This window comes from Catellatospora chokoriensis (assembly GCF_011297315.1).
Lineage (GTDB): Bacteria > Actinomycetota > Actinomycetes > Mycobacteriales > Micromonosporaceae > Catellatospora > Catellatospora citrea.
In genome coordinates, this window is the sequence record NZ_JAAOTI010000041.1 from 1 (window position 1) to 26414 (window position 26414).

The 26414-nt window shown below is 67.3% G+C and carries 30 protein-coding genes and 1 tRNA gene; 3 read left to right on the forward strand and 28 right to left on the reverse strand.

What is annotated here, in order from left to right; all coding sequences use genetic code 11:
• Positions 1-272 precede the first annotated feature (272 nt).
• Positions 273-767 (reverse strand): YajQ family cyclic di-GMP-binding protein, encoded by a 495-nt coding sequence (locus HAV39_RS38300; RefSeq protein ID WP_120317196.1) that lies wholly within the window; start codon positions 765-767, stop codon positions 273-275.
• 125 nt (positions 768-892) lie between these two features.
• On the opposite strand from HAV39_RS38300, the gene HAV39_RS38305 reads away from it, so the two are divergent.
• Positions 893-976: transfer RNA gene (locus HAV39_RS38305), tRNA-Tyr, on the forward strand.
• A gap of 126 nt (positions 977-1102) precedes the next feature.
• Here HAV39_RS38305 and HAV39_RS38310 read toward each other — a convergent pair.
• The 15 genes from HAV39_RS38310 to HAV39_RS38380 all read right to left on the reverse strand — a co-directional run bounded on the left by HAV39_RS38310 (position 1103) and on the right by HAV39_RS38380 (position 12176).
• Positions 1103-2518 carry a site-specific integrase gene (locus HAV39_RS38310; RefSeq protein ID WP_191844039.1) on the reverse strand — a complete coding sequence of 472 codons (1416 nt, stop codon included), beginning with the start codon at positions 2516-2518 and terminating at the stop codon, positions 1103-1105.
• Positions 2515-2712, reverse strand: a complete 198-nt coding sequence (locus tag HAV39_RS38315; RefSeq protein ID WP_191844040.1) for a helix-turn-helix transcriptional regulator — start codon at positions 2710-2712, stop codon at positions 2515-2517. The genes HAV39_RS38310 and HAV39_RS38315 overlap by 4 nt, the downstream gene beginning before the upstream one ends.
• 276 nt (positions 2713-2988) lie before the next feature.
• Positions 2989-4506 carry a YfjI family protein gene (locus HAV39_RS38320; RefSeq protein ID WP_191844041.1) on the reverse strand — a complete coding sequence of 506 codons (1518 nt, stop codon included), beginning with the start codon at positions 4504-4506 and terminating at the stop codon, positions 2989-2991.
• Positions 4503-5360, reverse strand: coding sequence for a bifunctional DNA primase/polymerase (locus HAV39_RS38325; RefSeq protein ID WP_191844042.1), 858 nt, complete (start codon positions 5358-5360; stop codon positions 4503-4505). The genes HAV39_RS38320 and HAV39_RS38325 overlap by 4 nt, the downstream gene beginning before the upstream one ends.
• 6 nt (positions 5361-5366) lie before the next feature.
• On the reverse strand, positions 5367-6158 hold the full coding sequence (locus HAV39_RS38330; RefSeq protein WP_191844043.1) for a deazapurine DNA modification protein DpdA family protein: 792 nt from the start codon (positions 6156-6158) through the stop codon (positions 5367-5369).
• Positions 6155-6481 carry a TRAP transporter TatT component family protein gene (locus HAV39_RS38335; RefSeq protein WP_191844044.1) on the reverse strand — a complete coding sequence of 109 codons (327 nt, stop codon included), beginning with the start codon at positions 6479-6481 and terminating at the stop codon, positions 6155-6157. The genes HAV39_RS38330 and HAV39_RS38335 overlap by 4 nt, the downstream gene beginning before the upstream one ends.
• Positions 6478-6747 (reverse strand): hypothetical protein, encoded by a 270-nt coding sequence (locus HAV39_RS38340; protein ID WP_191844045.1) that lies wholly within the window; start codon positions 6745-6747, stop codon positions 6478-6480. The genes HAV39_RS38335 and HAV39_RS38340 overlap by 4 nt, the downstream gene beginning before the upstream one ends.
• A gap of 147 nt (positions 6748-6894) precedes the next feature.
• A complete protein-coding gene (locus HAV39_RS38345) occupies positions 6895-8976 on the reverse strand; it encodes an AAA family ATPase (RefSeq protein ID WP_191844046.1) in 2082 nt (693 codons plus the stop codon).
• Between the two features lie 4 nt (positions 8977-8980).
• On the reverse strand, positions 8981-9235 hold the full coding sequence (locus HAV39_RS38350; RefSeq protein WP_191844047.1) for a hypothetical protein: 255 nt from the start codon (positions 9233-9235) through the stop codon (positions 8981-8983).
• 179 nt (positions 9236-9414) lie between these two features.
• On the reverse strand, positions 9415-9675 hold the full coding sequence (locus HAV39_RS38355) for a hypothetical protein (protein ID WP_191844048.1): 261 nt from the start codon (positions 9673-9675) through the stop codon (positions 9415-9417).
• On the reverse strand, positions 9672-10541 hold the full coding sequence (locus HAV39_RS38360) for an ABC transporter permease (protein ID WP_191844049.1): 870 nt from the start codon (positions 10539-10541) through the stop codon (positions 9672-9674). Before HAV39_RS38360 ends, HAV39_RS38355 begins: the two co-directional genes overlap by 4 nt.
• Entirely contained in the window at positions 10538-10879 is a 342-nt protein-coding gene (locus tag HAV39_RS38365) for a hypothetical protein (RefSeq protein ID WP_191844050.1), read from the reverse strand. The genes HAV39_RS38360 and HAV39_RS38365 overlap by 4 nt, the downstream gene beginning before the upstream one ends.
• Positions 10879-11178 carry a hypothetical protein gene (locus HAV39_RS38370; protein ID WP_191844051.1) on the reverse strand — a complete coding sequence of 100 codons (300 nt, stop codon included), beginning with the start codon at positions 11176-11178 and terminating at the stop codon, positions 10879-10881. The genes HAV39_RS38365 and HAV39_RS38370 overlap by 1 nt, the downstream gene beginning before the upstream one ends.
• Positions 11175-11591 carry a hypothetical protein gene (locus tag HAV39_RS38375; protein ID WP_191844052.1) on the reverse strand — a complete coding sequence of 139 codons (417 nt, stop codon included), beginning with the start codon at positions 11589-11591 and terminating at the stop codon, positions 11175-11177. The genes HAV39_RS38370 and HAV39_RS38375 overlap by 4 nt, the downstream gene beginning before the upstream one ends.
• Before the next feature lie 114 nt (positions 11592-11705).
• Positions 11706-12176: a hypothetical protein gene (locus tag HAV39_RS38380; protein WP_191844053.1), complete on the reverse strand. Its 471-nt coding sequence runs from the start codon at positions 12174-12176 to the stop codon at positions 11706-11708.
• A gap of 1030 nt (positions 12177-13206) precedes the next feature.
• Between HAV39_RS38380 and HAV39_RS38385 the strand changes: the two genes are divergently transcribed.
• Positions 13207-13986: a helix-turn-helix domain-containing protein gene (locus HAV39_RS38385; protein WP_191844054.1), complete on the forward strand. Its 780-nt coding sequence runs from the start codon at positions 13207-13209 to the stop codon at positions 13984-13986.
• Here the strand turns inward: HAV39_RS38385 and HAV39_RS38390 are convergent.
• The 12 genes from HAV39_RS38390 to HAV39_RS38445 form a co-directional block, all read right to left on the reverse strand.
• Positions 13954-14688: an HAD family hydrolase gene (locus tag HAV39_RS38390; protein WP_239120607.1), complete on the reverse strand. Its 735-nt coding sequence runs from the start codon at positions 14686-14688 to the stop codon at positions 13954-13956. The two genes, HAV39_RS38385 and HAV39_RS38390, sit on opposite strands and share 33 nt — an antisense overlap.
• 161 nt (positions 14689-14849) lie before the next feature.
• Positions 14850-15563, reverse strand: coding sequence for a hypothetical protein (locus HAV39_RS38395; RefSeq protein WP_191844055.1), 714 nt, complete (start codon positions 15561-15563; stop codon positions 14850-14852).
• The gene (locus HAV39_RS38400) at positions 15560-16612 is read right to left on the reverse strand and encodes a DUF262 domain-containing protein (protein ID WP_191844056.1); all 1053 of its coding nucleotides are present in this window, start codon (positions 16610-16612) and stop codon (positions 15560-15562) included. Before HAV39_RS38400 ends, HAV39_RS38395 begins: the two co-directional genes overlap by 4 nt.
• Before the next feature lie 160 nt (positions 16613-16772).
• Positions 16773-17477, reverse strand: coding sequence for an MAE_28990/MAE_18760 family HEPN-like nuclease (locus HAV39_RS38405; RefSeq protein ID WP_191844057.1), 705 nt, complete (start codon positions 17475-17477; stop codon positions 16773-16775).
• Positions 17474-18628, reverse strand: coding sequence for a DUF262 domain-containing protein (locus HAV39_RS38410; RefSeq protein WP_191844058.1), 1155 nt, complete (start codon positions 18626-18628; stop codon positions 17474-17476). The genes HAV39_RS38405 and HAV39_RS38410 overlap by 4 nt, the downstream gene beginning before the upstream one ends.
• Positions 18625-19896: a class I SAM-dependent methyltransferase gene (locus HAV39_RS38415; protein ID WP_191844059.1), complete on the reverse strand. Its 1272-nt coding sequence runs from the start codon at positions 19894-19896 to the stop codon at positions 18625-18627. The genes HAV39_RS38410 and HAV39_RS38415 overlap by 4 nt, the downstream gene beginning before the upstream one ends.
• A 373-nt stretch (positions 19897-20269) precedes the next feature.
• The gene (locus HAV39_RS38420) at positions 20270-21028 is read right to left on the reverse strand and encodes a hypothetical protein (protein ID WP_191844060.1); all 759 of its coding nucleotides are present in this window, start codon (positions 21026-21028) and stop codon (positions 20270-20272) included.
• Between the two features lie 829 nt (positions 21029-21857).
• A complete protein-coding gene (locus HAV39_RS38425) occupies positions 21858-22475 on the reverse strand; it encodes a DUF6518 family protein (RefSeq protein WP_191844061.1) in 618 nt (205 codons plus the stop codon).
• A 164-nt stretch (positions 22476-22639) separates the two neighbouring features.
• Positions 22640-23140: a hypothetical protein gene (locus tag HAV39_RS38430; protein ID WP_191844062.1), complete on the reverse strand. Its 501-nt coding sequence runs from the start codon at positions 23138-23140 to the stop codon at positions 22640-22642.
• A 141-nt stretch (positions 23141-23281) separates the two neighbouring features.
• Positions 23282-23779: a hypothetical protein gene (locus HAV39_RS38435; protein WP_191844063.1), complete on the reverse strand. Its 498-nt coding sequence runs from the start codon at positions 23777-23779 to the stop codon at positions 23282-23284.
• A 152-nt stretch (positions 23780-23931) separates the two neighbouring features.
• On the reverse strand, positions 23932-24753 hold the full coding sequence (locus tag HAV39_RS38440) for a hypothetical protein (protein WP_191844064.1): 822 nt from the start codon (positions 24751-24753) through the stop codon (positions 23932-23934).
• On the reverse strand, positions 24750-25262 hold the full coding sequence (locus tag HAV39_RS38445; protein WP_191844065.1) for a SigE family RNA polymerase sigma factor: 513 nt from the start codon (positions 25260-25262) through the stop codon (positions 24750-24752). Before HAV39_RS38445 ends, HAV39_RS38440 begins: the two co-directional genes overlap by 4 nt.
• Positions 25263-25581: 319 nt before the next feature.
• Here HAV39_RS38445 and HAV39_RS42405 point away from each other — a divergent pair, with 319 nt between their 5' ends.
• The gene (locus HAV39_RS42405) at positions 25582-26337 is read left to right on the forward strand and encodes a G5 domain-containing protein (RefSeq protein WP_203736266.1); all 756 of its coding nucleotides are present in this window, start codon (positions 25582-25584) and stop codon (positions 26335-26337) included.
• The last annotated feature ends 77 nt before the right edge of the window (positions 26338-26414 follow it).

The following is a 26414-nucleotide window of genomic DNA, read 5'->3' on the forward strand; positions in this document are numbered from 1 at the left end:
CCGGCTCGTGGCCCGAGTCGAGCAGGTACGAGGCCACCGTGCTGCCGATGAATCCCGCGCCTCCCGCGATGAGAACCTTCACGTGATGCCCTTTCCAGTGTGCCCCCGAGGGGAACGGCCCCAGCCGTGCTGCCAGCCTAGCGGGAGGTCCCGGGGCTGCCTGGCCAGCTGACGCCTCGTGGCGAGGGCAATATGCGCGGAACGGGAGGAAGCACCGTCAACGTGATGTCGACGGTGCTTCCTGCGACCTGGCGAGGGCGGTCCGACCGGACCTACCGATAGTTGGTGAACTGGAGGGCGACGTCGAAGTCGCCTCCCTTGAGCAGGGCGATGACCTCCTGCAGATCGTCCTTCTTCTTGCCGGTCACCCGGAGCTGGTCGCCCTGGATCTGCGCCTGCACGCCCTTCGGGCCCTCGTCGCGGATCTTCTTGGAGATGGCCTTGGCCTTCTCCTGGTCGATACCCTGGATGATCTTGCAATCGATCTTGTAGACCTTGCCGGAGGACTTCGGCTCGCCGGCGTCCAGCGACTTCAGGGAGATGTTGCGCTTGATCAGCTTCTCCTTGAAGACGTCCAGAGCGGCCTTCGCCCGGTCCTCGGTGTTGGCCTGGACGGTCACGCCCTCCTCGCCGGCCCAGGCGATGGATGCTCCCGTGTCACGGAAGTCGAACCGCGTGCCCAGCTCCTTCTCGGCCTGGTGCAGAGCGTTGTCCACCTCCTGCCGATCAACCTTGCTGACGATGTCGAACGACGGGTTAGCTGCCATGCGTACCGTTTTAGCAGATCCGGCGGCGCGCCGCGCTCATGGTCCAACCCGGTTGCACATCGTCGCCGGCATACCGCTATCCTTATCGAGCCAACATCGCCTGCGGTGCTGGCGACGCTGTACCAGGCGGGTTGCCCGAGCGGCCAATGGGAGCGGACTGTAAATCCGTCGCGAAAGCTACAGAGGTTCGAATCCTCTACCCGCCACCAACAGCAAAAAGAGCCCCTGACCAAGCGGAACCCGGTCAGGGGCTCTTTCGTGCCAGTCCAGCTACGTCCGGCGGAAACCGGCCGGATCTCGCCAGCCGCCCCCAATACGCCCCCGAGTTTTGGCGGCTACTTCGCGGCGGACCGCATCCCCTCAGCCAGCGCCTCAGCGATGCGCCGCAGCGCCAGATCGGTCTGCCCGTAGATGCACTTTGCGTACACCTTCAGCAACACCCGTACCGAGTTGCCCGCCCACTCGGCAACCTGTGTCGGCGCGACCCCCGCGTTGAGCCACAGACTCAGGCAGGCGTGCCGCAGGTCATAGGGCCGACCGGCTAGCGGCGACGCTGCCTCCACCGGCATGAGCACGCGCGCTCGCACCCGGGACCAGACCGTGGTGTAGCTGTTATTCGGGATCGTCGTGCCAGGCCAGGTGTCGAAGTAGCGGCCACCCGGGCCACGCCGCGACACGAACAACCGCCCATCGCGACCAGGGCGAAACTGCTCCCGATGCCGCCGCAAGATTGCGACCTCGGCAGGCGGGATTGGCACGCTGCGGGTGGCTTTCCTGCCCCGGTGCTTGAGCGACCGGGACTCATGCGCGCCGTCACCGTCTCCCCATCCCTCACCTACGGCGACGGTCGCGCCGGACAGGTGCCACCAGCCCCACGCCTCAGGTTCGCTGGCGCTGGGCAGTTCGCACTGGGCGTCTTGGACGTGCAACAACTCCTCCGGGCGCAGCGCGGAGTAGTACATGCCGGCAAAGAAGGCCTCCAGTTCGGGCGTGTCCTCGCGCACCCCCAACAGGAGGCGTTCGGCCTGGGCAGGGTTCGCGACCACCCGCCGGTCGACCTCGTCATCGTTCTGCGGCGCGATCCACTTCACCCCGTGCAGCGGGTGAACCGGGAGTCGCCCCAGCTCGACCGCGTACGCCAGCGCGCCGTAAAAGATCACGCGCTTGCGGGCGACGGTACTGGCCGCAGCAGCCGTGCCGTCCAGCTTGAGCGACAGCGCGTCGAGGGCCTTGCGCATCAGCGCTGGATCACACATCGCGGCCAGCCGTACCGTGTTGTCGGCCAGCCACCGCACAGCCGCCTCGTGCTCGGCCGGCGGCGGCCCCGCCGCGCGCTCGTTCGCCTTGAACGCCCACCCGTACAGCGCCGCCCGGACCTGCTCGCGCGATGGCCCGCCCCGGTCGCCGACCAGCAACGCTTCAGTGACTGTCGCCAGGGATTCGGCGATGCCCTTGCGGTGCTTGCCTGACGCCCGCGGCCACTTCATGTCCACGAACTCACAGGCGTGCTGATACCAGGTGCGGGAGTTCTGCTCCCGCAGCATCGGCTCAGGCAGGCCGCTGGCCGCGTCGAACGGCACACCCTCCCGCGCGGCGGTGAGCAGCTTCGAGCGGAACGACTCAGCAAGGCCCTTGGTTGTGAACGAGTCGCCATGCTTGACCCCTCCGGCGACCCACCGCACGCGATAGCTGGTCTTGCGTGCGCCCTTGCGCTCCTCGATGTCCCAAAACTGCACGTCGTATGTGGTCACGCGTTCTCCTCGTGCTCAGCCAGCCACTTGTCCAAGGCGCTGCGACGAATGCGCAGTTTGTTGTTGGGGTACTTGATCGTTCTGGGCGCTCGGCCGGTCGCCTTCCAGGCATAGAAGGTCGACTTGTTGACGCCCAGCACCTCTAGGACCTCCTCCAACTTCATCAGCGGGTCGCGCGCAACCGCGTGGGCCATGTGCCTGCCTCCCCAGGGGTTGTGGCCGCGAGAAGCGGCCTGTAAGCGTTTCTGCGCCAAGATCTGCGCTGGCTTGATGCCGAGGTGTGGGTGCGCCGCCCGTGTCTGCCACGGGCGGCGTCCCGCGTGGTCGGTGGTCGATATGGAAGGCGAGGGCGGTGACAGCGGTGACACGGTGACAATCGCCCTCGCTGGGCAGCGTTCGCGCTGGTCAAGTGGCCTGAAATGCTGTCACCGCCTGCCGGTGACAGGCGGTGACAGCGGTGACAGGGAAGATCAACGGCCGGTCGGTGTCGCGCCGTTGACGAAGTCGGCCGTGTCGGGGTGTAGCTCGTAGTCCCCCTCCGCGGTGGTGCGGACCCATCCGTGCTGGGCGAGCGTGGCCAGTACGGACATGACCTGCTCGGCGCGCGGCAGCTTGCGCTGTACGCGGCGGTGCAGTTCGCGCCGGGTGAAGGTGCGCATGTCTTTGGCGACCAGGACGGCGAGCACGTCGTGTGCGGTTTCGCCTGCGGGGTCGCCGTGGACCAGGGCGAGGGCGGCGGTGTAGTGGGCGATCAGCCACGCGGTGACCTGGGCAGCTTGAGCCATGGTCTCGCCGCTGATCTGGCGCTCCCACGCGTCGGTGGGGTGGTGGGCCAGGTGCAGCAGCCCGGCCAGGCGCAGCATCGCGCCGAACAGTTTGTTCGCCCACTCGCGCACGTCGTGCAGCGCGCCGCCAGGACGCAACTGCTCCTCGATGGTTGCCGCAGCTGCGGCGCGCACGCGGCCAGCCTCGTCGGTGAGGGTCAGCACGCGCGGTCCGTCCCACTCGGCCAGGGTGGTGGCCAGGATGCGAACGGTGGACTCGTATCGCGCCGCGACGGAGACCGGCACGGACGGCGAGTCCTGGTCGCGGTATCCGGCGAGGCTCCGCGGAAGGATGAACCAGAACCGGGCGGGCAGCCCGCGGCCGAACAGTTCGGCGTTCGACCCGAACTTGCGCAGCGCAGACGGCTGGGTCATCACCCCGACCGTGAGCGCGGGGTCCTCGATGGTCTCGCCTGCCCTGGTCTGCCGGTCGGTAGACAGGTGCCCGCCGCTGTAGCCCTTCAGGTACGGGTCCAGGTTCGGCGTGCCGGAGTATCGGCCGGCGAGGGTGTCGAAGATGCCGCCCTCATCGCTGATCACGGCCATGCGTCCGCCGTTGGCGGCCATCATGCTGACCAGCGCTTCGGGGGTGTGGTCGTCGCAGATCAGCCGTGGCAGCGTCGGCACGGTGATCTCCTCCACGGCCATCACCGCGGCCAGGGCTTCCGCTGTGGCCGCGTCGCGCTTGTCAGCGTCGGCCTTCGCGGCGCTGGCGCGGGCCTGCTCGGCGGCGCGCTGGGCGATGTCGCGCCGAGCCGCCTCCTGCTCCACCAGCGGCCGAACCTGGTCGGCCATCTGCTGCTGCGCCTGGTACAACGGCCGGACCAGCGCCCCATGCACCGGGCTCTTGCGCTCACCCGGCGCGGCGACGGTGGCTACGTAGCTATTGACCGGCTCGCGCCACCCCGGTTTGCCCTCCACGACCAGGCGGCGCGCCCCGCAGGTCGACAGCACGGACAGGAACACCCCCGCGCCCATCGCGGTGTCGGTCTGGGTGAACACGGCGACGCCTTCCACCATGTCGCGCGCCCACCCGGGGAGCACGTCGAGAGGGAACGGCGGCGGCGCGGCGGTGTTGGTCCCGACCGGCACCGGCACGTCCCAGCCCGCCTGCGCCGCTGGGTCGGCGGGGATGGCGGACAGGTGCCGAACGGTGGCGGTCATGCGGCCACCGTCCGGGGCCGGTGCGCTCCGGCGCGCAGGCCGGAGGCGATCGTGCGGGCGGTCTCTGCCGGCCGCAGGCCGATTTGGTAGGCAGCCTGCGTTAGCAGGCCTTCTACGTCTTGCGCCTTGACCGCCCCGCCTGCGGCGAGCTGTCCCAGCGCGACCGCGGAGGCGTACAGCGCGGCGTTGCGCCCACCCTTCGCGGCCTGCGCCAGGTGGCCCAGTTGCGCGTCGATCGCGGCGGACACGTACCGGCCCGCCCGGTCAGCGCCCAGCGTGACCGTCACCGGGGCCTGCTCCGGCAAGGGCGCCGGGGCCAGCGCCACGGCCAGCCATTCGGGCAGGTCAGCGACCGGACGCTCAGCGCCCGCCCGGTATGGGCGGCCGTTGACGACGCTGCCGGCGGCCAGGATGTACCCGCCGTGCGCGCGGGTGTCGATCAGCGGCCCCAGCTTCTTCGCCGTGTTGCGCATCTGCTCGGCCTGGTCGGGGTGGCGGTAGTACAGGTGCGCACCGCCGCTCCAGGTCGTCACGGTGTACGTGCGGACCGGCGCGATACCGGCGCGGCGCTCCAGCTCGGCCAGGACCTCACCACCGTGAACGCAGCACTCCCACGGCGCGGCCAGTTCATCATCCTTGAGCCGGTCGAGGTCGACCACGACCAGCCCGGACGGGCCGGTCGCCAGACCGATGTTGAACGGCCCGGCCGACCAGCAGCGCCGGATACGGTCGGGGTCGGTCGTGGCGCGCTGCTCCCACGCCCGTACCGCGGGGGTCTTGTCGTCGGGGGTCACGGGGAACACGCGCCACCCGCGTTCGGCGGCGGTCAGCGCGGCTTGCATCAGTTCGGTCATTGCAGGTCACCTTCCATTCGCAGCTGCGAGCACGCCGGTGCGCCACTGGAGCGCGAACGGCAGGCAGTTGGCACAGTTCTTGTGGCGCGCCCCGTGACCGGGCAGCGTCTTGTTGCGCTTCCGGGCATCGAACGACCAGGCCAGGGAGTCAGCAGAGGCGAGCTTGTCGCCGTGCGCCATCAGCCCGAGCGTCTTGAACCCGAACCCGTGCAGGTGGCGCACGCCCCGGGCGTGCAGGGCGGCGATGATCTGCCCTGCCTCGCCGGTGGCCTGGCGGCGACAGACCGACCCGAGCCCAACCAGCGGCATCGTGGTCAGGTCCACGCCGATCAGCGACTGGTAGAGGTCCACACAGCGCAGATACGCGTCGGTGGTGTTGCCCTGGACTACGGGGATGATGGGCAGGTCAGGGGCCAGGGTGGTCAGCTCGGCGTAGTTGAGCACCGTGCGGCGCTGGTGCTCAGCGACCGTCAGGTGCGTGCCGGCGAACCGCTGTCCGGCGGCCACACCGCCGTTGATGACGATCGGTTCGCACATCCAGTCCTGCGGCGCGGCCCACTGCAGGTGGCCGATCTCGTCGCGGTAGCGGCGCAGCCGCGCGACGTACTCGGCCGGGCCGACCGTCCACCGGCCGTACTTCTGCAACTCGGTGAACCCGCCGCTGTCGACGGCCCACGGCGCAGCTGCGCGGGGCAGGGTCTTGTAGACGCGCAACCGGCGGTCGCAGATGAACAGCGGCACACCGGCCTTGCCCAGCCATCCGGGCTGGTGCGAGCCGAGCAGGAATCGTGCTCTCACGGCTGCTCCTTCGGGCCGAATACGCGGTCGACGACTACGCGGGTCACGGCCAGCAGGTGGCGGGCTTGGGCCTGGGCAATGTCCTCGTCGTCGGCCAGGGCGAGCACGACGCGCAGCTCTACGCGGTCGTGTCCGGCCTGGTCGCGGTAGCGGGTGGCGACGAACCGGCCCACGTCGGTGACCCACACCTCCGGGATGGAGGCGTGCTCTCCGCCGGGCAGGCGGCGGGCGGTGCAGTGGTGAGCGCGGGCGCACCATCCCGGGCAGCGCCTCTCACTGTCCGGGCGGATCGTGCGCTGCCCGGTGGTCAGTGCGCGGGTCATGACGCGCCGCCGTTCTTGGCGCGGGCAGCGCGGGCCGCGTCGGTGTTGGCGTTGTGGACGGCGTTGTAGATCCGGCGTCCGATGCGCAGGCGCTTGCGGGAGCCGCCGCACATCCGGCAGGAACGAAGCCTGCGCATGATCAGGGTCTTGGCGGTGCCCGTTCCCGAGCACCAGCGGCAGCGACCGAACGGCAGCGCCCAACAAAGCAAGACATAGACGACTGCCACGGCGGCGAGGATCAAGGTAGCGATCAGTTCCGGTGTCACGAGGGGCCTCCCCAGGCCGATTCGGGGCTGGTTTCGGGCAGGGCGCTACCCGCTACCTGGTCGCGTCGTCGCAGGTAGTGGGTCGGATGGGAGGTAGCGGACCGGGTAGCGCCAGCGCTACCCGGTCGTGTGCCGCTACCTGTCGCGCTACCGCCCGTCCGGGCCGGTTCGCGCGGCGAGGATCTTGCCGATGTCGGTCCGGCGGTAGCCCTTGAGGACCTTCCCGCCGACCTTCACGTCCACCGACGCGACGCCCAAAGACCGGGCGATCTCCGACAGGGCGTCGGGGGTCAGCCCGGGGTACGCCTCGGGCCAGCGCTCGACCAGCGCCGGTGCGGCGGCGGTCCAATGCTGGCCGTTGCCGGCGGCCACGTCGACCAGGTCTGCCAGCAGGTCACGGGCGGGTGCCTGCGCGGCGGTGGCCTGCCGGTTGCCGCCGCGCAGCAGCAGCGCCCGGGCGAGGATCGCGGCGGCCTGGTCGGGTGTCGGGTACTGCGACCGCACGGCGGTCGGGGTCGGGCCGCCGGTCATGACGCCCCAGCCCGCGTCGACCACAGGCCGGTACACGGTGCCGGTGATCCCGCGCTTGTACGCCCCGGTCCCCAGGATCATGTCGTTCTCGACCTGACCAGCCACCGACAGGCACCACCGGTTGGTGACACACCGCGTGATGTTGGGCGGGAGGCTGGTCTTGTCCGGGATCTGGGTCGCCAGGATGACGACCATGTTCAGCGCCCGCGCCCGCTTGATCAGCCGCTCTGCCGCGTCAGCGGCGTCCTTGTCGGCGGCGAACAGCTCGTGCGCCTCGTCGATGACGATGACGACCGGGTGCAGCCCGGACCCGCGCTTGCGCGCCAGCTCGGGCGTGACCTTGCCCTCCGGGGCGTGTCCGGCCTGCTTGGCGGCCAGGATGCGCTTACCGCGCCGCTCGGCCTCGCCCAGCGCCCACGCCAGGATCGCCCCGCCCTGCCGGATCGCCTCCTCATCGACACCGACCACGTACGTCGAGCACAGCGGCTCGAAGTCGATGAAGTCGCCAGTGCCCTTGAACTCGGCAATCTTGAACTCCACCGTCGGATCGAGCGCCGCCATCAGCGCCAGCGCCCGCGCCGCGTACGACTTGCCCGAACCGGGCTGCCCACCGATCAGGAACGACCGGGCGAACAGGCTGGTCTTGACCGGCCGCTGACGCTCGTCAGAGCCGAACTCCTCCTCCTTGAACACGCTGGTCTGCGCGTTCGACGCGATCAGCGCCCACCGCGGGGTGCCCATCTTCGACGCGGGCTGGTAACCCACCCACAGGTCGAGCTGCCCAGCATGGTCGGGGCCAGCGCCCGGCCACACCTGGTCGACCGGCAGCCGCAGCGCGGACGACAGGTTGCCGCGCCGGTCCAGGACGCGCACGGCCTCCATACCGGCGGGCAAGTTCACCCGCGCCAGCCAACCCGGCCCGTCGCGATGGATGCCCGGGTGAACGAACTCGACCTGCGAGCCCTCCGTGAGGCCGGGCAGACGCAGCGACACCAGCGCCGCCCGCACCTGGTCAGCGGTTAGGCGAGTGAACCGCGGCGACGTGCTGACGCGGTCGGTGATCGGCTTGTCCGCCGGCCGGCCGACCCGCGCCGCCAGCAGCACCGCGCCAGTGAGGGCGGCGTACCAGCCGATCGGCGGGACCGCGTCCGACACCGCCAGGGCCGAACCCCCGCCGCACGCGGCCAGCGCCGCAGCGCCGACCAGCATCCATCGGGGCTTGGACTCCTTGGACCGGGTGCGGTTGAGCGACTGCCAGGTGTAGGCGTCGTTGCTGGTCGCGGCGTGCTGGCGAAGCGACCAGTTGCCCTCTTCCGCGCTGGCCCACCAGAGGGCACGCCCGACGATGCGGGCCGCGCCGCGAGGGGCGTACAGCGCCGTTTTGATGGCGTACTTCGGGCCGCGCAGGGCGTGGAACGCGGCGAAGTAGCCGACGTTGTCAGCCAGGGCGCGCAGCGTCGCGCGCCGGGTGTGCGCCGACAGCAGCCACGCGGGCACCAGCGGCACCCGCCGGCGCGCGTCGCCGCTGGACACGTCCGACCACGTCAGCGTGACCGCAGTGTCCGGCGCGTCAACAGGAACGCCCTGGTCGGGCCGGTACACGGTGTACGACTCGGCGTCGACCGGGCCGCCCGGGGCGGGCGCCGTGACGCGGGTGGGCTCGTCGTCGTCGCTGAAAACGACAGGGGTCAGTGCCATCGGTCTACCTCCGGTCGGCGTCGAACAGGGCGGTGATCAGGCGTTCGTGCAACTGGGTCAGCAGCCGGCCGCGCGGCATCGTGGGCCGCTCAGCCTGCTCACGCATCAGCGCCTCAGCGGCGGCGACCGCGCCGCGCAGCTCGGCGAGACGGGTGGACAGCCACGTGCACATCTGCTGAAGCTGGTCGATCAGGGCACGCTGGCGGACGATTTCGGCGTGCAGCATCGGGCACTGCCCGCACGGCTGCTGCTCGCTCACGCCGAACCCCCGATGGCAGGGGCGGTTGTGCTGGTCATACTGGGTGCGCTCCTTCTGTGAGGGGTAGCGGGACACGGCCTGTCCCTTGAGAAGCCGGGCCGTGTCCCGTGTGAGCTGGTCGCCGTTCTGGCGGCCACCGCGACGGGCCGGGGTGATGAGCCCGGCCCGCACGGTGGCGGTCAGTCGCGGAAGGTGCCGCGGATGTCTCCGCCGGCCTGGATGACGACCGCGCCGGGGCCGGTCGCGATGGCGGTCATGGAGCGGCGGGCGCGCTGGTTGCGGTCCCAGCGGCGGGCCATGTCGGCCAGGTGCTCCTGTACCGCCTCCACCAGCAGTTGCCGGTCGGTGTGCTCGTCGGCCAGCTCGTAGCTGATCCAGTCCACTACCTGGAAGAGCTGGGTGTACATGTCGCTGCCCGGTTCGATGATCGGCCGGTTCACTGCTCGGCCTGCTCGTCGTCGGCGCGGACCAGGTGCACCAGGCCGGAGGCCAGCCCGAGCACGATGACCGGCAGGCAGGACACGGCGGTGGTGATCTGCCACGGCGCGGTGGTGATGGCCTGCGCCTCCATGAGGTGGTAGGCGACCTGCCCGCACATGCCGACCAGCAGGGACACGATCGTCGACCAGCGGGCGAACTTGCGGGCGCGGGCCGAGATGCCGGGGGTGAACCACACCTTGAGCGCGAACGCGGCGTAGGCGTCCATGCCCAGCGGCAGCGTGATCGCGGTGTCAATCTTGAAGCTGTCCCAGATGCCCGGCAGCGGGTGAACGACACCGAACCCGGTCAGCCGTCCCAGCTCGACCCACCCGGCCCAGATCGCGATGAACGCGCCCAGACCCACGACCAGGATCGGCCAGGTCCGGATCTGAGGCTTGCGGCGGGCCGCGGGCAAGACCGCGGGCACCGGGGCTGATGCGGTGACGGTCAGCGGCGGTGCCGCGACGGGGATCGGGGCGGCGGCGGGCCGCTCGACCGGCGCGGCGGTGATCTTCGGCTCCGGTGCCACGTCAACCGCCGTCAGCGGCGACGGCTCGACCGTGATCGGCTCCGGGGTGATCTCCGGCTCCAGGTCCGGGCCGGTCGGCTCGGGCTGCTGCTGCGGGGCCGGGCCGGTGGTCAGGCGCTCGTCCGGCGCGGGCGCGGCGAGGGTGGCCAGGAGCGCTTTAGCCTTCTCGTCACCGATGCGGAACCGCTTCATCGTGGCGTTACGCGACGGGGCGGTGCCCAGCTCGGCAGCCCACGCGGTGAAGTCGTCGACCATGGCGGCGACGGCGGGCGGATAGACGCTGGTGGGTGCGGTCATTTCGTGCCTCCAGAGAGTGGGTGTCGGCGCTCGGCGGTCGCGTACACGCGCACCACGCCGGGCCGGGATGTCGGGTAGGGGTCGGAGACGCCGGTCAGGGTCGTGGCGTCGTCGAGGATGGTCAGCAGGTTGGCCACGTCAGCGGTGGGGCCGATCAGCCGCACCTGCACCGGCTCGCCCGGCGCGGCCAGGGAATCGAGGGCGGCGCGGTAGAGCGCGTGTCGCTGCCCGGCGCGTAGCCGCGCGATCAGCGCGGCGGCCTGGGCGGCGCTCAGCTCACCGCGGGCGGCGCGGCGGGCGATGTCACCGATGGCACGGCCAACACGGGTGCGGGGCATCAGACCTGCACCTCCTTGTCGGAGGCCTGGCGGTCAAGCTTGTGCGGCTCGCACAGGTACGCCTTGCCCGCGGTCGTCTCGCGGCTGCTGCTGGCCCGCCGTCGCAGCGGCACGCGCGTGCCGGCCGCGTTCGCGGCGGCCTGTGCCTGCCAGCAGTCGTCACAGTCACGCTGCCCGCCGAACGAGGCGTAGCGGACCTGCCCGCGCTCCAGCGGCGCTTTGACCGCCCGCCGCACCACCGGCGGCGCGGCGGGCCGGTCGGTGGCCGCGCCGGTGAACAGGTCGAGCTGACCGTTCACCGCGCCGCCTCCCGCCTGGCAGCGGCGGCGCGGGAGCACACGAACCGGTAGGGCCGGTTGCGGCGGGCGCGGATCGCGGCCAGGCGGCGGCGCACCTCGGCGCGCTCCAGCTCCGTCAGCTCCAGGTCCTCACCGCGCACCGCGCGCCGCACCGCGACCTCATCGACGTAGGACGGGTCCGCCTCCAGGTCGAGGGGCAGGCCGCATTCCAGGGCGAACATGAAGTCGTCGTGCAGGGCCTTGCTCCAGGACCAGCCGCAGGCGACCCCGCCGACCAGGTCGGCCAGGTCGGCCAGGTCGTGGGTGTGGTCGGCGCAGTTGCGGGCCGCGACGGCGGCCAGGGGGTGGGCGATGGTCAACCGGGCGTGTGCCGGTTCGTCGGCCGGGGCCGAAGCGATAGCCTGGGTAGGCATCGTGATTCCTCTCTGACCAGGTGGGATGGGGTGCAACAGGCCACGGCGGGGTTGCGCCCCCGCCGTGGCCGTCTTGCTGTGCGGGCCGTATCGCGGCCCGCGGTTGTCGGCAGCTCAGTGCCGGTGAAGGTGCTCGGGCACCCAGCGCCAGCCGTGCACCATCTCTTCGAGGTAGCGGTAATCCGGCGCGACCTTGTCGTTGCCGGGCAGCAGCCAGCGCAGCCGCACGCGGGCGGGCATGTCGTTGCTGTCGAACACCATGTCCGGCGCCCGGGTGATCTTGAAGGAATCGCCATCGGCGGCGGTGTAGATGCCCGCTTCCACGGGCTGGCCGTGGCGGTTGACCAGGTGCCACACCACGTCCGGGCGGGTCACGGTGATCCACGCGGGCGGGTGCCTGCGGTCCAGTTCGGCCAGCATCGCGGCGGCCAGCTCCGGGCGGCGGCCCGTGCCGGCCAGGACCCGCAGCGTCATCCGCAGCGCGTAAGCCAGCTCGGCCGGGGTGTAGTCGGGGGTGAAGCTCGCGGTCCACCGGTCCAGCTCGGCGGATGCCTCATCGGCCAGCGGCGCGGCCATCACGGTCATGTCGTCTGTCCCTTCCGGTCGCCTCGTTGGCGGCCACCGCGCGGGCCGGGCGAGTGCCCGTGGCCGCACGGAAGCCGTCAGCGCAGGCGAGCCCGGCGGGACCGGGGCTTGCGGCAGTCGTTGCAGCGACCGTCATCGGAGGGCTGCGTCACCAGGCGACCGCACTGGCACTCACGCCACGCGGCCGACGAACGGATCGAGACACGAACAGACGCGGCGAGGGTCATCACGTCCACCTCTTCCAGGTCAGATGTGGTCAGTAGCAAGTGCCAACCGGGCGCGGCCACGTGGACCGCGCCCGGGGCGAACACTCGGCCGACAAGCGGCCGATGGTCTGTGCAATCAGCGCTCGCTATCCGCTCGTTCGCCCTGCTCCCCCGGGATTTACCGGGATCGGCCACCGTGTGGCTCAAGGCAGGGTGTTGGCCGGAGCGGCTAGTAGCCAGCGCCTTTACCTGTCGCTATGAAATTCGCCAACGAACAAGCGGTTACCAGCAGGTGGGCGCGCGGCGTTAGCCGCCTTCCCTGGCCTGCCAGGCCATGGGCGTCAGGTGCGCCCAAGAGAATCCTTGTTGCGATTCCCTGTTGCGCAACACGGTAGCGAAACGCAGGAGGGTTGCGCAAGTGGGTACCGCTACCCTGATGCGGTGACTGATGTGCGAACTGAACTTGCCGCAGCTACGAGGCGCTACCGCAAGACCGAAGCGGACCACGAGGAGGCCCGCCGGGGTGCCATTGCTGCCGCGCTCGCGGCCTTACGTGCAGGGGTGGGGCCAGCCGAGGTTGAACGGCTCTCCCCGTTCACTGGTGCCTATCTACGCAAGCTCGCCCGTGAGGAGGGAATCCCGCCGGCACCCCCGGGACCGAAGCGTTCAGTCTGATGGGGTGTCCCAGTACTCATGTAGTCCGTCATGTATCGATCAAACGCTAGACATCGCGGGCGTTCCCACCGCGCGGGTTTCCCATCCCGGTGCATTTGACGGATCATGTTCATGTCCCCGAATGCCCCTCAGGAGGGTGGCCGTGTCCAATGGCGAATGAGCGTCTACGCAGCGTCATGCAGACTGCCGGGCTCACCACCCAGAAGTTCGCCAGCGAGCTTGGCGTAGATCCCAAGACGGTCGAACGCTGGATCACCCGAGACACCGTCCCGCACCGGACAACCGCGCTAACCGCCGCCCGCCTACTCGGCAGCCAGGCTGCCTACCTTTGGCCGGCGCTAGAGGACAGCCGCACTGCGGCGTCGGAAGCCGAGGTGCTCGGGTTCTACCCACACCGGCACCTGGTGCCGAAGTCGATGTGGCTGGACCTTCTCCGCGGCGCGCAGCGAGAGATCGTGCTCATGGCGTACGCCAGCCTATTCCTGCCGGAGGACAACCCAGAGTCCATCCGGTTGCTGCGTGAGAAGGCAGCGGCAGGGGTACGCATTCGTATCGCGCTGGGCGACCCAGAGACGCCAGAGATTGCTCTCCGGGGGGCTGAGGAACAGCTGTATGACGGCCTGGTCGGACGGGTACGCATGGCGATCGCCTACTACCGCCCGTTGCTCGGCGTACCGAACATCGACTTCCGCCTACACCGAACGACGCTCTACAACTCCGTCTTCATGTACGACGAAGAAATGCTGATCAACCAGCACGCCTACGGGGTGTACGGCTACCGGGCTCCGATCCTGCATCTTCGGCGGTGCGAGGGTGGCGATCTCTTCGACATGTACGCCGAGTCGTTCGAGCGCGTCTGGAAGACCGCCTACCCCCATCAGGCTGCCACGCCGCCCTCAGCGAGCGTCCAGGAGTCCGCGGACCGATAGGACAGCTTCGACAACACGGGACGTGTCGCGTAGGTCAGGCAGGACCACGTCAGCCCCAAGCCCGGCCAGGGTGCCCGCGTCGAACTTCCCCGTCGCAACGGCAACCACGTACGCACCTCCGACCCGGCCGGCTTCGACGTCACGCGGAGTGTCTCCGATGAGCACGGTTGTAGCTGGCGTGAACTCGATGCCGTACTTCCTCGCTGCCTTCGCGCGGGCGGCGGGCACCAACTCCGCCCGCACCTCGTGATCCGAACCGTAGCCGCCAACCTCGAAGTCGAGACCATCAGCCAGGCCAAACGTCGCAACCTTGGTAAACGCGTTAGGCCCGATGTTCCCCGTCAGCACCGATTGCGTGATGCCTATTTCTTCACCCAAGGCGTCGATCGCAGCGCGAGCCCCTGGCATGGCATGACCACGCTCGCGCAGCTGCGGCACCAGTGAACCCAAGGCAGTCGGCATAATCTCGTGCGCCCGAGCGGCAAGTTCAGGCGTGAGGACTAGGCCGTGTCGTTCGAAGAGCGATCTCATGATGCCCGTGTCGGTCATGCCGTCTGTGATCACCTTCTCCACGGGGCTCTTGCCCGTGAGGAGCTCGAAGCCCCGCGCGTACGCCTCCTTGCTCACTCCGCCGTTGTAGATCAGCGTGTCGTCAACGTCCCAGAGAACCAGCAGCGGAACAGCGGCAGCGATGTCATTCATGACGTAGACGGTAGGCGTCGGAGGAGTAGGAGAACACCGCATGTCGAGGACGATGGCGGACCTAGGGCCGAGAGCCGGTGTCGCGGAAACGCCCCGCAACGTCCCCCCGCGGGTTGTTTGAGGTGCGTCGTTGGCTCGCTCTGCCCAGGGCGCTTACGGACCTACGGAGTGCCCGTTAGAGCCTTAGCCTTCGCCGCGCCGACCTGGTCGAGCCAGTCCCATATATGCAGATGGATGTGGTCGACAAGTTTGATCAGTGCATCGATAGAACTGAGTAGATCCGAGTACGACTTCGACCGCCCCACGTCGACCGGGTCCATCTCCCAGTGCGCAACATCGTTTCGCTTACTGCTGATCTCGCTTACGAGAAACTGATCCTTTGCGTCATTTCGCCAATCTCCGGGAAGCTCCAACACGTCCCATAGAACCTTGAAGTGCCGCGTGGTTATGGTCGTACCATCGGCAATGATGAGATCCTGTGCGAAGTCGCTAACCAGGCGATTGTCCGATCCGTGACCTGCGATGCTTCGAATCAAACTAGCGCGCACCGAAAGGGTCGATGTAGTAGATGTAGCGCAGCGCTTAAACTCTGATGCTTCAAGGATCGCCAGGAGGCCAGCAGGTAGCTGACTTCTCAATACTGTCTTCGCTACCAGATCAGTAGACAACGCCTGAGGCAAGTCGCGCATAAGTTGCTCGAGAATCCCGCCGCAAACGACGTACGTGAGCGCCCTGCTCATTGCAGATACGCCGTCGCTATCAAAGAGGTCCTGAACGAGGTGCTGCCTAGCTTGATCGAGCGCGCTTAGTCGCCTGCGCTCCCTCTCGAGCTGCGTGATGGCTTTCCCGAACACGGTCTCGATTGCGTAGGTCATGACGAAAAGATCTCTTCAGCTCGCGTAACTCGGCCAACGAGACTCTTCTTCGTATTTGTCCCAGCCTTGCTGAAGCTAAGAAGTACCTCGTCGTCAAGCCAGCCAGCGGAGGGTGTGATCGGCTCTCTGCCAGAGCGGTAGATCCTGCCTAACCCGATCAAGACCGCTTCAAGCTGGTTAAGCGGAGTTACCTTGGTGTTCTCCCTGAGGAAAGGCTCCCCGCCGAAGAGTCCATCCAGGAATGAGATAACCTTCATGAAGAGTTGCCGCTTCTCCTCCAAATCCGACGGGTTAAGATTCGCCTTCATGTACTTATTGAGGAAAGTTGTCACCTTGCCATCGAAGCTATCGCCGGCGTCGAGGTAGGCGAAGAACTTGAGCGCGACTTCTGCGGCAGTACCGTTGCGCTGATCAATTGATTGCAACTTGAGGAGTCGACTGAATTCGGCAGACTCGGCAAGGTCACCCAACAACGTGTTAAAGGTTCCCTGAAAGATACAGGCACGCACTTCTTGTGCGGTCAGTTCGACAGCACCCGCATTCAGCCTTCTAAAGAGCTCGAACCGAATTTCTGTATTCGATTTGTCACTTAGAACCTGGACTCGCAGGTAGCGCTTGTCGAACGTCAGTTTGATCGGCCGTGGGAAGTCCTCGTAGACAAGTCCTTCGAACTCAGTAAGTGACTTCAGTTCGCGTAGCTTCAGAGGCTTTTCCGCAAAGTGAAGTTCCTCCGACTCTGGCGCGTCTAGGCCCATAAATCTAAGAATGGTGCAGATTCGCTGAAGGCCGTCCACCACTTCCCAAGTGCCATCGCTGTTTGTGGCGACGAAGATCGCGGGCACCGGCAAGCCCAGGAGGAACGACTCGATCAGTGCTGACTGAATATCGTCCTTCCATCGGAACTGGCGTTGATACTCCGGCGCAATCCGGATTTCTTCCTCGACTACCATCCGCGAGAGTTCGCGCAGGGATAGGTCGAAGTAGTCGACGTCTACAGCCTTGCGGAGATTGTCAAGTTGCGTCTGGAGTGTCCCTAGCTCTGGCACCATGAGAGCTTTTTACCACGTCCGAGGACTCTCGGGGTACCCACGATGGCGTTGAACATTTCAGCCGTCGTGGCTGCGGACCAGCGACGAAGAGAAGCGATGCCTGAGCGACTTTGCGAAGGGTCCCCTGCCCCAAATGCCCCATAAGTAGGTGGCAGAAGATTTAGTTGGTCTCTGCCGTAGCCGAGGGTGTGATCATGTACCACTCGCCTTGAACGGCAGCCGTGATTAGCGCAGCAAGATCGTTCATAAATTGCTCGCACTGCTTGACGTTTGACTCAAACTCGCCAAGTGGGATCTTCTCCTTGCGGCTGCCATGAGAAATGTCGTTGCGTGTCCGTCGAACAAACTCGACCGACTCGTAATAGCTCTTACGAACCTTGTCTTCAGGTATCGCCAGCCGGAAAAGCGTCCTCCGAAGTACATCTCGTCCGAAGTTCATGTCCATGGCAACAGCGTGCTTTGCATCCAACTGTAGTGGCAGCTTGTGAAGTGAACGGACCTTCTCGACGAAAGCAACTTGGTCTTGGGCGCGTCGTGTGAGCCTTCCGTGCTCCGACTCCTGATCGTTGCCTGGACCAAGTCGTACCGCATCGAACTCTGGAATACAGGCTGAGGCGAATAGCCCGGTCTGCAAAACATCTGCGGGCAACGACCGCGAATTGATGGCATCAACGTAGAGGGTAAAGGCATAGCGAGCGAAGCCCTCGAGGTGGGCATACTGCATGACCAGGATGGCGCGCAGTGCCGAAGCCGGCCAATCGTCGCGGTCGAGGTCGCCAAGCAGACTGTTTCGAAGGTGCCGTAACTCGCCGATGCGCCAAGAAAGATCTTCCTCTAACAGCGCACGGAGTTCAGTCGCGTTCAAGACTCCAGCACCGCCCTAAAGCGTGAGGCGAAGTACTCCCGTCGTTCGCGCAGGGGGATCCGGGAGTTCTTGCCGCCGCCGGTATGTCTTAGGAAATCTGGGTCACCCTTGCCCTTGCGGACGACTGCGGCTAGGCGTGCCACTAGTTCAGTATTCTCTAGGTCGACGGAGCCAATCACTGATTGGACACCGAGCACCAGGCCTTCATAGTGATATACGGAGAACTGCCCCCGTGGCTCTCCGTTGCGCGTCGTCGTGCCGAATATCTTTTCGCCAATGCCGCTGACTTCCGCAATGGCACGTAGGAGCGCAAAAGTCTTCGCAAAAACCGACTCTTCGGCCTCGTAAGAAAATGCGGTCATGTGCTCGACACCCGAAACCGACTCCATATAGTCGGTTAAAAAATTGGCCACGTCATGCCGGTATTCTTCAAAAGCGTTCTTCAGCGCGAATAGGCGCAGAACCAGCTCTTGGTCAAATCGCTGCTTCCATTGGTTCGGCGAAATGGTCGCAATGCAGAACTTAAAGTTGTCATCGGAAGACATCCGAATAATGAACTCATTGAAAGAGTTGGACATTAGTCGAATCGTTGCATTGCGAACTTCCTGCTCGGAGAGCGTCTCGCCCCCGGTATTGAGCCGTTTGAACATATAATAGCGGAGGCGGGGGTCGCTCTCCTTGCGTAGAATCTCGGCACGGATATAGCTACGCTTGAGTTTGATTTCGAGTGATCGCGGCAAAGTGTGATGGGTGAATCCGTTCAGCCCGGGGACGATGTCGCAATCGCTCAGCGTAAGCGGACCGAGTGGAGAACCGTCATCGTCTTTCAGGCTAAGCTGACCTCGGAAGTTCAGGTAAGACGAAATCCGCTGCAGCCCGTCAATGAGCTCATATATACGATCTTCTCGCTCGATAAGGAATATGGGAGGTACGGGCAGTTCCAGGAGGAGTGACTCGATGAACCTGGATTGCGCTCCCTCGGACCATCTGAATAGGCGCTGAAAGTCGGGGCTGATGTGGAGCTCGCCCATGGCGTACATATCTGCAAGTTCATTGAACGAAAAGTCAAGGCTTCTAGTTCTGACTGAACTAATGCTGTTATCGACCGCTGAGATTACCTGGTCGGCTGGTATGCCATCTTCCCGGTTCATGATCCAAGCTTCCTCATCGTAAGCACGGATTCGACAACCTTCTCCTTGGGATAAGCGCGTGCGGCCTTATTGAGGGTGGTGAGTGTGCGGCTTACCTCGAGTTGCTCTGGTTCACTGCAATGCCACCCAAGACGGTGGCCAGCCTCCATGCAGATGCCCGCTAGGTTGATCGGAATATCCTTGTAATAGGAATCCTGTACAACCATTGTCATGCGGGCGCCTGGCTTTGCGACGCGCGAAATCTCTTCAAAGCTGACATACAGGTCATCTAGGTACTGACGTACTTGTTTCAGGTAATAGCCGGACGATGCCTTACTTTTGTGCGAAGCGACGTCGGACACCAACTGCGTCGCTAGCGGGCCGTACCTGCTAGCCGCATGACCGCTGGCCGCCCGTATCAGAGTCGTTCCCATCAGGCTTGATCGCAAGGTCCTATCGCTTGCGATGTCAACGCCAAGGATCGCCAGTTCTCGCGCATACGCCACGGCGTAGTCGATTCTGGTCAAGTAAGGCGGCGAGGTAAGGATCACATCGATTGAGCTGTCCCTCAGCGGCAGCGCTGAGGACGATGCCGTCAAGAGTGCTACGAGGTTTTGGCCCGTGGGCGCTTCTGCCAGCCGATCCAGGATGAAGCGCTGGTCCTCGACGAGGAGCTCGTCGAGATCGCGGGGAAGGTAATCCAGCTGGCTCTGATCGGCTGATACCCGACGAACCCACGTCGGGTTGGTGCCCTCGAAGGACTTGGTGATACGACGAACGATCCTAAACAGCGCTACGCGCGCAAGTGCCGATGTCGCCGGGTCGGCCTGGTCGGCCGCCTCGGTCCAGTCACGTAGGCGGTTGACCGCACGGCTGCTTAGCCACGACGACAGCGGGTCAGTCGAGACCTTCTTCGCGCGGCGGGCTCCTGGCGGGCTAAGGGGAGTGGCGGCCGGCGTGACTTGGAGCCGGAGGCCCGCTACGACGTTGGCGATCGGGTTCAAGTCGATTCCAACAGCTGGCAGATCTAGCGATCGTGCTGCGAGCGTCGTGGTGCCGCTTCCGTTCCATGGATCGAGCACGACGTCCGCAGGCGTCTGGACCTGCGTTTGTAGGCGACTAACGGCCCACTCGAACGAAAAACCGGCGTAGTAAGGGAAGACGTCGGCCAGGCCTGCCGTCTCAACACGCGGGCGCTTTGGCGACAGTCGTCGGCTTGCGGTGTGCGTTACTGGGTCGGGGAACAGTGTGGCCTGCTGTGCACCGAGGTGCTTCGATGCCTGAGCCACGCGCCGCCCACCTTCTTAGCTCGTTGCCTTTGGTCCCGGATCATGCTACTCGAGGCAACGGACTTTGCCTGCCTCTGCAGGCTCGGGTATGACCCGCACCAACGGAAACGTGGTAGTGGTGAGCCGTGGGCCGGAAAGTTAACCAGGTCGGCTGGCAACGACGCCGACTGTCACCGTGTCCGGCGCGTATCAGGCGCTAGCTTGATCAGGCGGTTATCCACAAGCGCCCGGTTATCCACAGGGCACCGCACAACGGTGATGCTGAAGGCGTGCCGCGGGTGGGAGCCTGTGGGAGTCGTCGGCGAGGTCACTCCGAGCGGCGCTGGCCACGGCTGCGGCAGGTGGAGCGCTGCGAACAGCAGGCACCGGCGACTTACACGACATGTAGGTGCCGCTTGGTGGTCGGGGCTTCTTCTATGAGTGGACCGGCCCCCAGCGGGAGGCGGATGACGGTGCCTCGGGGCTTACCAGCGGAGCCTCTGCCGCGACTGTCGACGGTCACGTCGGTGTAGCGCAGGCGGCCGTGACCCTGGCCGAGCCCGTGCCATTGCCGGTCGGTGGCGGACAGCGTCATGTCGCTGGTGGGCCAGTCTGCTGTCACGGGCACCAGGACTGCTCCGCGCTGGCGGGCGCGGGCGGCCAGCAGTGATGCGACTCGATCAGTCGGCCGCGCCGGCGGCCGGACCATCACGACATCGAAGCCGTCGAGCAGTGCGCCGACGACCTCCAGCCATTGCGGGCCGGGGTGTGGCACCAGGGCGAAGCGGCTCAATTCCACGCCTGCCTCTGCGGCGGCGGCCAGGCCGAGATCGGGCATTCCCACGGCGGCGCACCAGGAGCCCTGCTCTGACGTTGCGCTGAGCATGGCCAGCGCCAGCAGCGTGGAACCGACCACCGACACCACCGACCCGCGGCGCAGGCCCTGCGAGGGCAGCAGCCCGCGCAGCGCGTCATGAACTGGGAGTGCGGGAGCAAGGCGGGTCTGGTCCAGCCCGGCGGCGCGGGCGACCGGGTGAGCCATGTCCGTGGTGTTCGCGCGCTCGGCAGCGTTATCGCGGATGAGCGACAGCGCGCGGCCGACGTCTGCGGCGTCGGCGATCCTGACTCCGGCGCGTGAACCGGGTGCGGGCATGACGGACTCCCTGCTCAGTGGGCGGCGGGGAAGGGCCGTTAGAACATGTGTTCGATCAAGATAGCAGAAGCGGCGACGGCGAGCGTTCGTGTTGGCCCGAACGGCTGGCCGCGCGCCTAGCTGATCTTCGCTGTCACCGTTGTCACCGCCTGTCACCGGCAAGCGGTGACAGGTTCTGAGCGGGTCTGACCTGGGCGAGAGCGACCAGGTGGGGTTAGTTGTCACCGTGTCACCGCCCTGGCTGGCCCCATGGACAAGGGCAAAGGGCTAGGGGGACTCGCTTCGCGAGCCTCATTCCTCGGACGCTGCGCGACCCGTAGCGGGCACGACGTAGCACGGCCTTCAACCCTTGCTGAAACACAGCAGCGGCCTGTGTGTTTCAGCAAGGGTTGAAGGCCGTAGAGCACAGGGACGGTACTTAATCAACTTGGTCATATATCGCGTTGCAAGTGTGAAAACGGCGGGCCGTGGCGATGCTCCGCCCCCAAGCCGCGCCGCCGGAGCCAATAACACCAGGTCACTGCGCATACAGTGCGCCGTCTGTAAATCCGTCGCGAAAGCTACAGAGGTTCGAATCCTCTACCCGCCACCAACAGCAAAAAGAGCCCCTGACCGGGAAAACCCGGTCAGGGGCTCTTTCGTGCCGGTCCAGCCAGGTCCGGCGGGGACGCCAGGGACTTCACCGTGGCCGAGATCCCGGCCGAGTTCGGGGTGTCACGCCCGACGATCCACCGCCACATCGAGAAGCTGACGCCGTCCGCACCCGGGCCCCAGGTGATCAGCGCACGTAGTCGCCTAGATCATCAGATGAGCCCCGGTGACACGGGCGTCAGGAGACCCCCGTAGCCCGCCGCTCGTGTATTACCGGTCGCCGCCTGCCAGCGGCAAGGACTCCAAAGCAGCCCGCCACTCCGGCCGTCAACAGCGCCAGCCCGGTGATGAGGTCGGCCACCCGGTTCGGCCAGGGCAGGATCGCGGGGGTGGTGAACCGGCCGACGATGAACGGCTCCAGCACGGCTCCGACAGGGACGACAAGGCGGGCCGCCACCCCCCATGGATCCGACCGGCGAGCGATCGCGCCCACCAGGCCGAGCGGTCCGCCCACGACCATCGCCGCCAGGAGCCAGTGCAAGTTGGCCGTCCAGACGTTCAGGTCGAACATTCCGAAGGCCATCCCCACGCCGTAGTGCACGACGCAAGCGGTGAGCAAGGCCACGACTCCGGCGGCAGCGGCCGGCGCGGGGCGTCGGACGAGCCACCCGGAAGCCACTGCCAGCCCCGCCCAGACCGTGCCCGCGTTGACCAGTTGGCTCAGGGTCAACCGTCCGGCCAGCAAGGTGTCCGCCTTGCCTTCGAGCTGGCTAAGGGTCGTCACGTTGGAGGCAAGTGACACCAAGGCCAGCACGCTGGCGGCGACAACGACCAGGCTCCATCCCCGTCGATTCATAGGCAGAGGCTACGCACTTTGCAGTTCGGCCGCTGCCGTGCTCCGGCTGGAGCGCATCGTCCTGGAGCACTACCGCGTTCTCGCCGACGCGGGGCGTAGGTTGCCCGGAGCTCCGGCTCGGGCAGTTCCGGATGCGGCTCTTTCGTGTCGTGCCCGATCATCGATCATCCGGCGGACGGCGAAGGGCCGACCATCGCGCACAGCGCCGGGACGAGGTTGCCGGCGTGGCGGAACTCCGCGGACTGCAGCTCCAGCTCGACCCGGGCGGCGTCGTCACCTGCCTGCGCGATGTCGGCGAGGGTGCTGTCGATCGCGGCGAGGTCGGACCGGACTGCGGCCTTCAGCCCCGGGTCGGCGATGGCCTCCGCGCCCGCACCGTAGGCGTCCCGGAAAGCCCTCAGCTCACGGACCAGGGCAGCGATGGCCTCCGCGGCCTTTCCCGGGTCCTTCTTGGCGGCGGCCAGCTGCGGCAACAGCATCGGCGCCTGCGCCTGCAACTCGCCGAGAGCCTGGCTGAGGCGGGGACAGTCGGCGGCGATGCCTCCCGGCACCGACGTGGCGGTGGTGGGGGCCACGGCGGCGCTCGGCTCGGCCGGGTTCTGGTTCGCGCAGGCGGTGAGGCCGAACATGGCCGCGGCCAGGGTGAGACAGGTGGCGATACGCATCTGACGGTCCTTGCGGTCGGTGACGCGCCGACGCGCGATGATCGACCTCATCGCGCGTCGGCGGCGGCTTCACTCGCCTGGGAGCTGCCTGCGGGTAGCGGGGATCGCCTGGTGACGAATGCCGGAGCCCGCCCGCCGGGCTCAGGCCGCGCAGAGCGCTTCGATCTTCTTGGTGGCCGCCTCGAACTCGGGGGCGTCCAGGGCGTTGCCGGCCTTGTCGAAGTCACCGGCCGCGGACTCGATCGCCGCGGCGGCGCTGGTCAGGGCCGCGATGTTCGCCTCAAGGGCGGCCTTGACCTCGGCGTCGGCGCTGTTGGCGGCAGCCGTGCCGAGGGCGGCGCCGAAGTCGGTCATGGTCTTCTTCAGATCGGCGGCGACCTGCTGGAGCTTGGCCTTGTCGTCCATCGACTTGACGGCTTCACCGAACAGGTTCACCACGGCCGTCTTGGCGGCGACCTCGGCCTTCTCGTACGCCGCGCAGGTGGTCTTCTTGTCGGCGGTGCCGGCCGGAGCGGCGGCGGCCGAGGCAGAAGGAGCAGCCGAGGCGCCCGGCCCCGCCTCGGTCGTGGGCGTGTTCCCGCAGGCGGCGGTGCCGAGAACGGCAAGGCTGAGGGACAGGGTCGCGATGACGCGGCGCATGACTGGCTTCCTTTGCTTCGAATTCCGGCGCCCGTACGCGGGCGGTCCGGAGTTGATCACCCGTGGCAGCCTAGGGTCGGCGTATCACGATTCGATCACCGAATTGTCACCCGGCGAGACGCAGACCTCAGCCCTGCGATCTCTCGGCTCGCTCAGGGGCGCAGGGCCGGGTCCAGGCCGATCGCGGCGAGTTCGGTCCTGGTGAACGGGCTGCGGGTCATGAAGGCGCCCGTCTCGTCGGTGTCGTGGCACTCAATGAGGACACCGATTCCGCCCGGCTTCGTCATGTTCAGCAGGTAGTCGTGGACGAGGACGTGCTCGCCGTGCGGGCCGCGGTACGGCGGGTTCTCGCCCTGTGCGGCGAGCTCGCGCTCCCGCGCGTCGGTCTCGTTGACCGGTGGGTCGGCGGGGTCGTGGTGGACGGTCGGGTAGATGTGGATCGTCACCGCGTACACCTTGCCGTTCTTTGCGAACCGTCCCAGCCAGCGGTAGCTGTGGGGGTCGTTGCCCCACGGCGGGGGGCAGGCCTGCGGCACGGCCGACGCCTCGTACGGGGCCTGGCTGATGAGGCCGTCCTTGGGCATGAGCTTGCCGGACGCCGAGGTGACCAGCTCGCACACGTCCATGTACCGGACCAGTGTCTCCAAGCCCGTGACCTGGGGGGCCTCGCGCGTGATCGCACCCCGGACCGCGGCCAGCAGCTGCTCGCCGCGGTCGGCCGGGCTCGCCGACGGTGCGGGCGCGGGAGCCGACGAGGTGACGGCTGCGGGCGGGGTGTCCCGGTCGGCGGCGGTGATCGCGAGCGGTGCGCCGACCAGCACGGCGGCGACCGCGGCCGCGGCCAGCGTGATTGCGGCGGTGCGGCGTCGGCGCCGGGCGAGGCCGAGCGCGCGGGAGGTCAGGTCCACGGGCGAGGCCTCGTCGGCGACGTCGGTCAGGGCGGTGCGGACGAGGGTTTCGAACGGACTGTTCATGGCGTCGTCTCCAACACGAGTGCCGTGGCGGGCAGCACTTCCCGCAGGCGGCTGACGGCTCGGGAGGTTCGGCTGCGCACGGTGCCGACCGAGCAGCCGAGGATGTCGGCGACCTGGGTCTCCGTCAGATCCTCGTAGTAGCGCAGCACCACGACGGTGCGCTGTGCCGGGGAGAGCAGGCGCAGCGCGGCGCGCATCGTCACGCGCAGGTCGGTATGGGTGCTCGGATCCGGCACGGTCAGGTCGGCCGGCGTGGGCAGGACCGATTCGCGGCTCCGGCCCAGCCGTCGCCACCAGCTCACCTGCTCCCGGTACATCACGGTGCGTACGTAACCTTCGGGATCCCGGTGGCGCAACGAGCCCCATCGGGCGTACGTCTTGGCCAGCGCCGACTGGACCAGGTCCTCCGCGGCGTGCTGGTCGCCGGTGAGCAGGTAGGCCACCCGGATCAGCGCCGGCGTGCGCGCCATGGCGAACTCCGTGAACACCGCTGTGGCGTCTTCGTCCACACCCACCCCTCTCGCTCGGTCTATTCCACAGCTACAGACGCCTGGGGGCGCCGAAGCTATCCGGCGGGACGGCGGATGCGCGCAACCCATCCGGTTACCCCCGGCGGGGCCCTTTTGCGTATCGTTCGTCCGACCTGGGAGTCGGCTGAAAACCTGCGCTGCGACGCGCGTGGTCGCAACTTCTCGCCATTTGATCGTGAAAGGTCTGCCGGGTGGCCGGGACGGTCCGCCGGCCGGTCGCGAAGATCCGCTCGGCAGTGGCAAAGCGTCACCGGTTATGTGCTTACCGCGATGAGTGCTGCCGGGACACACTGCCCCGATGACGCATCAGACCCCCGGCAACCCCCACCCGGCACCCTGGCCCGCCGCCCCCAAGACCGGCTTCCTGGCCGGCCTCGGCCCCGGGCAGAAGGCCGGTCTCTTCCTCGGTATCGGCTTCGTGAGCATCGTCCTGGCCTGCTGCGGCGGCTCCGCCTTCCTCGGCGCGATCAGCGGATCGCCGGACGCGAAGCCCACCCGGCCGGTGGCGGCCGCGGTGCCGTCCGGTGCGGCCGCGACGGCGGGTGTGGCAGCGGAGGGCCTCACCGTCTCGCCGTCCCCCGAGGCCGCGCTCGTCGAGCCCACCCCGGCGGAGCCGGTGGCCTCGCCCACCCCCGTGCAGCCCGTGGTCGAGAAGCGCACCGTCACCGAGACCAAGACGATCGCGCACGGGGTGAAGCGGGTCAACGACTCCACCCTGGCCAAGGGCACGACCCGGGTGAAGACAGCGGGTGTGAACGGAACCAGGAAGATCACCTACTCGGTGACGCTGACCGACGGGGTGGAGACCTCCCGGGTCCAGGTCCGCGACGAGGTCGTCAAACAGCCGGTCACCGAGGTGATCCTGGTCGGCACGAAGGTGGCCGCCACCTCGTCGTGCGACAAGAACTACAGCGGCTGCGTGCCGATCGCCTCGGATGTCGACTGCGCCGGCGGCAGCGGCAACGGCCCCAAGTACGTCCGTGGTCCGATCAGGGTGATCGGCTCGGACATCTACGACCTGGACAGCGACAACGACGGCGTCGCCTGCGAGTGATCCCGCCGCGGACCTCGGTCCCGCGCCGTCGCCATGACGGGGGCGCGGGACCGATCCCGAGCACGGTCGGCACCGCG

Bases quoted from the DNA above. Each gene is read 5' to 3' on its own strand.
- HAV39_RS38335 (WP_191844044.1), bottom strand. From the start codon at position 6,481: ATGACCCGCGCACTGACCACCGGGCAGCGCACGATCCGCCCGGACAGT.
- HAV39_RS38345 (WP_191844046.1), bottom strand. From the start codon at position 8,976: ATGGCACTGACCCCTGTCGTTTTCAGCGACGACGACGAGCCCACCCGC.
- HAV39_RS38395 (WP_191844055.1), bottom strand. From the start codon at position 15,563: ATGACCTACGCAATCGAGACCGTGTTCGGGAAAGCCATCACGCAGCTC.
- HAV39_RS38425 (WP_191844061.1), bottom strand. From the start codon at position 22,475: ATGAATCGACGGGGATGGAGCCTGGTCGTTGTCGCCGCCAGCGTGCTG.
- HAV39_RS38320 (WP_191844041.1), bottom strand. From the start codon at position 4,506: ATGACCGCCACCGTTCGGCACCTGTCCGCCATCCCCGCCGACCCAGCG.
- HAV39_RS38380 (WP_191844053.1), bottom strand. From the start codon at position 12,176: ATGACCGTGATGGCCGCGCCGCTGGCCGATGAGGCATCCGCCGAGCTG.
- HAV39_RS38315 (WP_191844040.1), bottom strand. From the start codon at position 2,712: ATGGCCCACGCGGTTGCGCGCGACCCGCTGATGAAGTTGGAGGAGGTC.
- HAV39_RS38400 (WP_191844056.1), bottom strand. From the start codon at position 16,612: ATGGTGCCAGAGCTAGGGACACTCCAGACGCAACTTGACAATCTCCGC.
- HAV39_RS38325 (WP_191844042.1), bottom strand. From the start codon at position 5,360: ATGACCGAACTGATGCAAGCCGCGCTGACCGCCGCCGAACGCGGGTGG.
- HAV39_RS38420 (WP_191844060.1), bottom strand. From the start codon at position 21,028: ATGCCCGCACCCGGTTCACGCGCCGGAGTCAGGATCGCCGACGCCGCA.
- HAV39_RS42405 (WP_203736266.1), top strand. From the start codon at position 25,582: ATGACGCATCAGACCCCCGGCAACCCCCACCCGGCACCCTGGCCCGCC.
- HAV39_RS38360 (WP_191844049.1), bottom strand. From the start codon at position 10,541: ATGACCGCACCCACCAGCGTCTATCCGCCCGCCGTCGCCGCCATGGTC.
- HAV39_RS38375 (WP_191844052.1), bottom strand. From the start codon at position 11,591: ATGCCTACCCAGGCTATCGCTTCGGCCCCGGCCGACGAACCGGCACAC.
- HAV39_RS38435 (WP_191844063.1), bottom strand. From the start codon at position 23,779: ATGCGCCGCGTCATCGCGACCCTGTCCCTCAGCCTTGCCGTTCTCGGC.
- HAV39_RS38300 (WP_120317196.1), bottom strand. From the start codon at position 767: ATGGCAGCTAACCCGTCGTTCGACATCGTCAGCAAGGTTGATCGGCAG.
- HAV39_RS38365 (WP_191844050.1), bottom strand. From the start codon at position 10,879: ATGCCCCGCACCCGTGTTGGCCGTGCCATCGGTGACATCGCCCGCCGC.
- HAV39_RS38430 (WP_191844062.1), bottom strand. From the start codon at position 23,140: ATGCGTATCGCCACCTGTCTCACCCTGGCCGCGGCCATGTTCGGCCTC.
- HAV39_RS38390 (WP_239120607.1), bottom strand. From the start codon at position 14,688: ATGAATGACATCGCTGCCGCTGTTCCGCTGCTGGTTCTCTGGGACGTT.
- HAV39_RS38385 (WP_191844054.1), top strand. From the start codon at position 13,207: ATGGCGAATGAGCGTCTACGCAGCGTCATGCAGACTGCCGGGCTCACC.
- HAV39_RS38410 (WP_191844058.1), bottom strand. From the start codon at position 18,628: ATGAACCGGGAAGATGGCATACCAGCCGACCAGGTAATCTCAGCGGTC.
- HAV39_RS38440 (WP_191844064.1), bottom strand. From the start codon at position 24,753: ATGAACAGTCCGTTCGAAACCCTCGTCCGCACCGCCCTGACCGACGTC.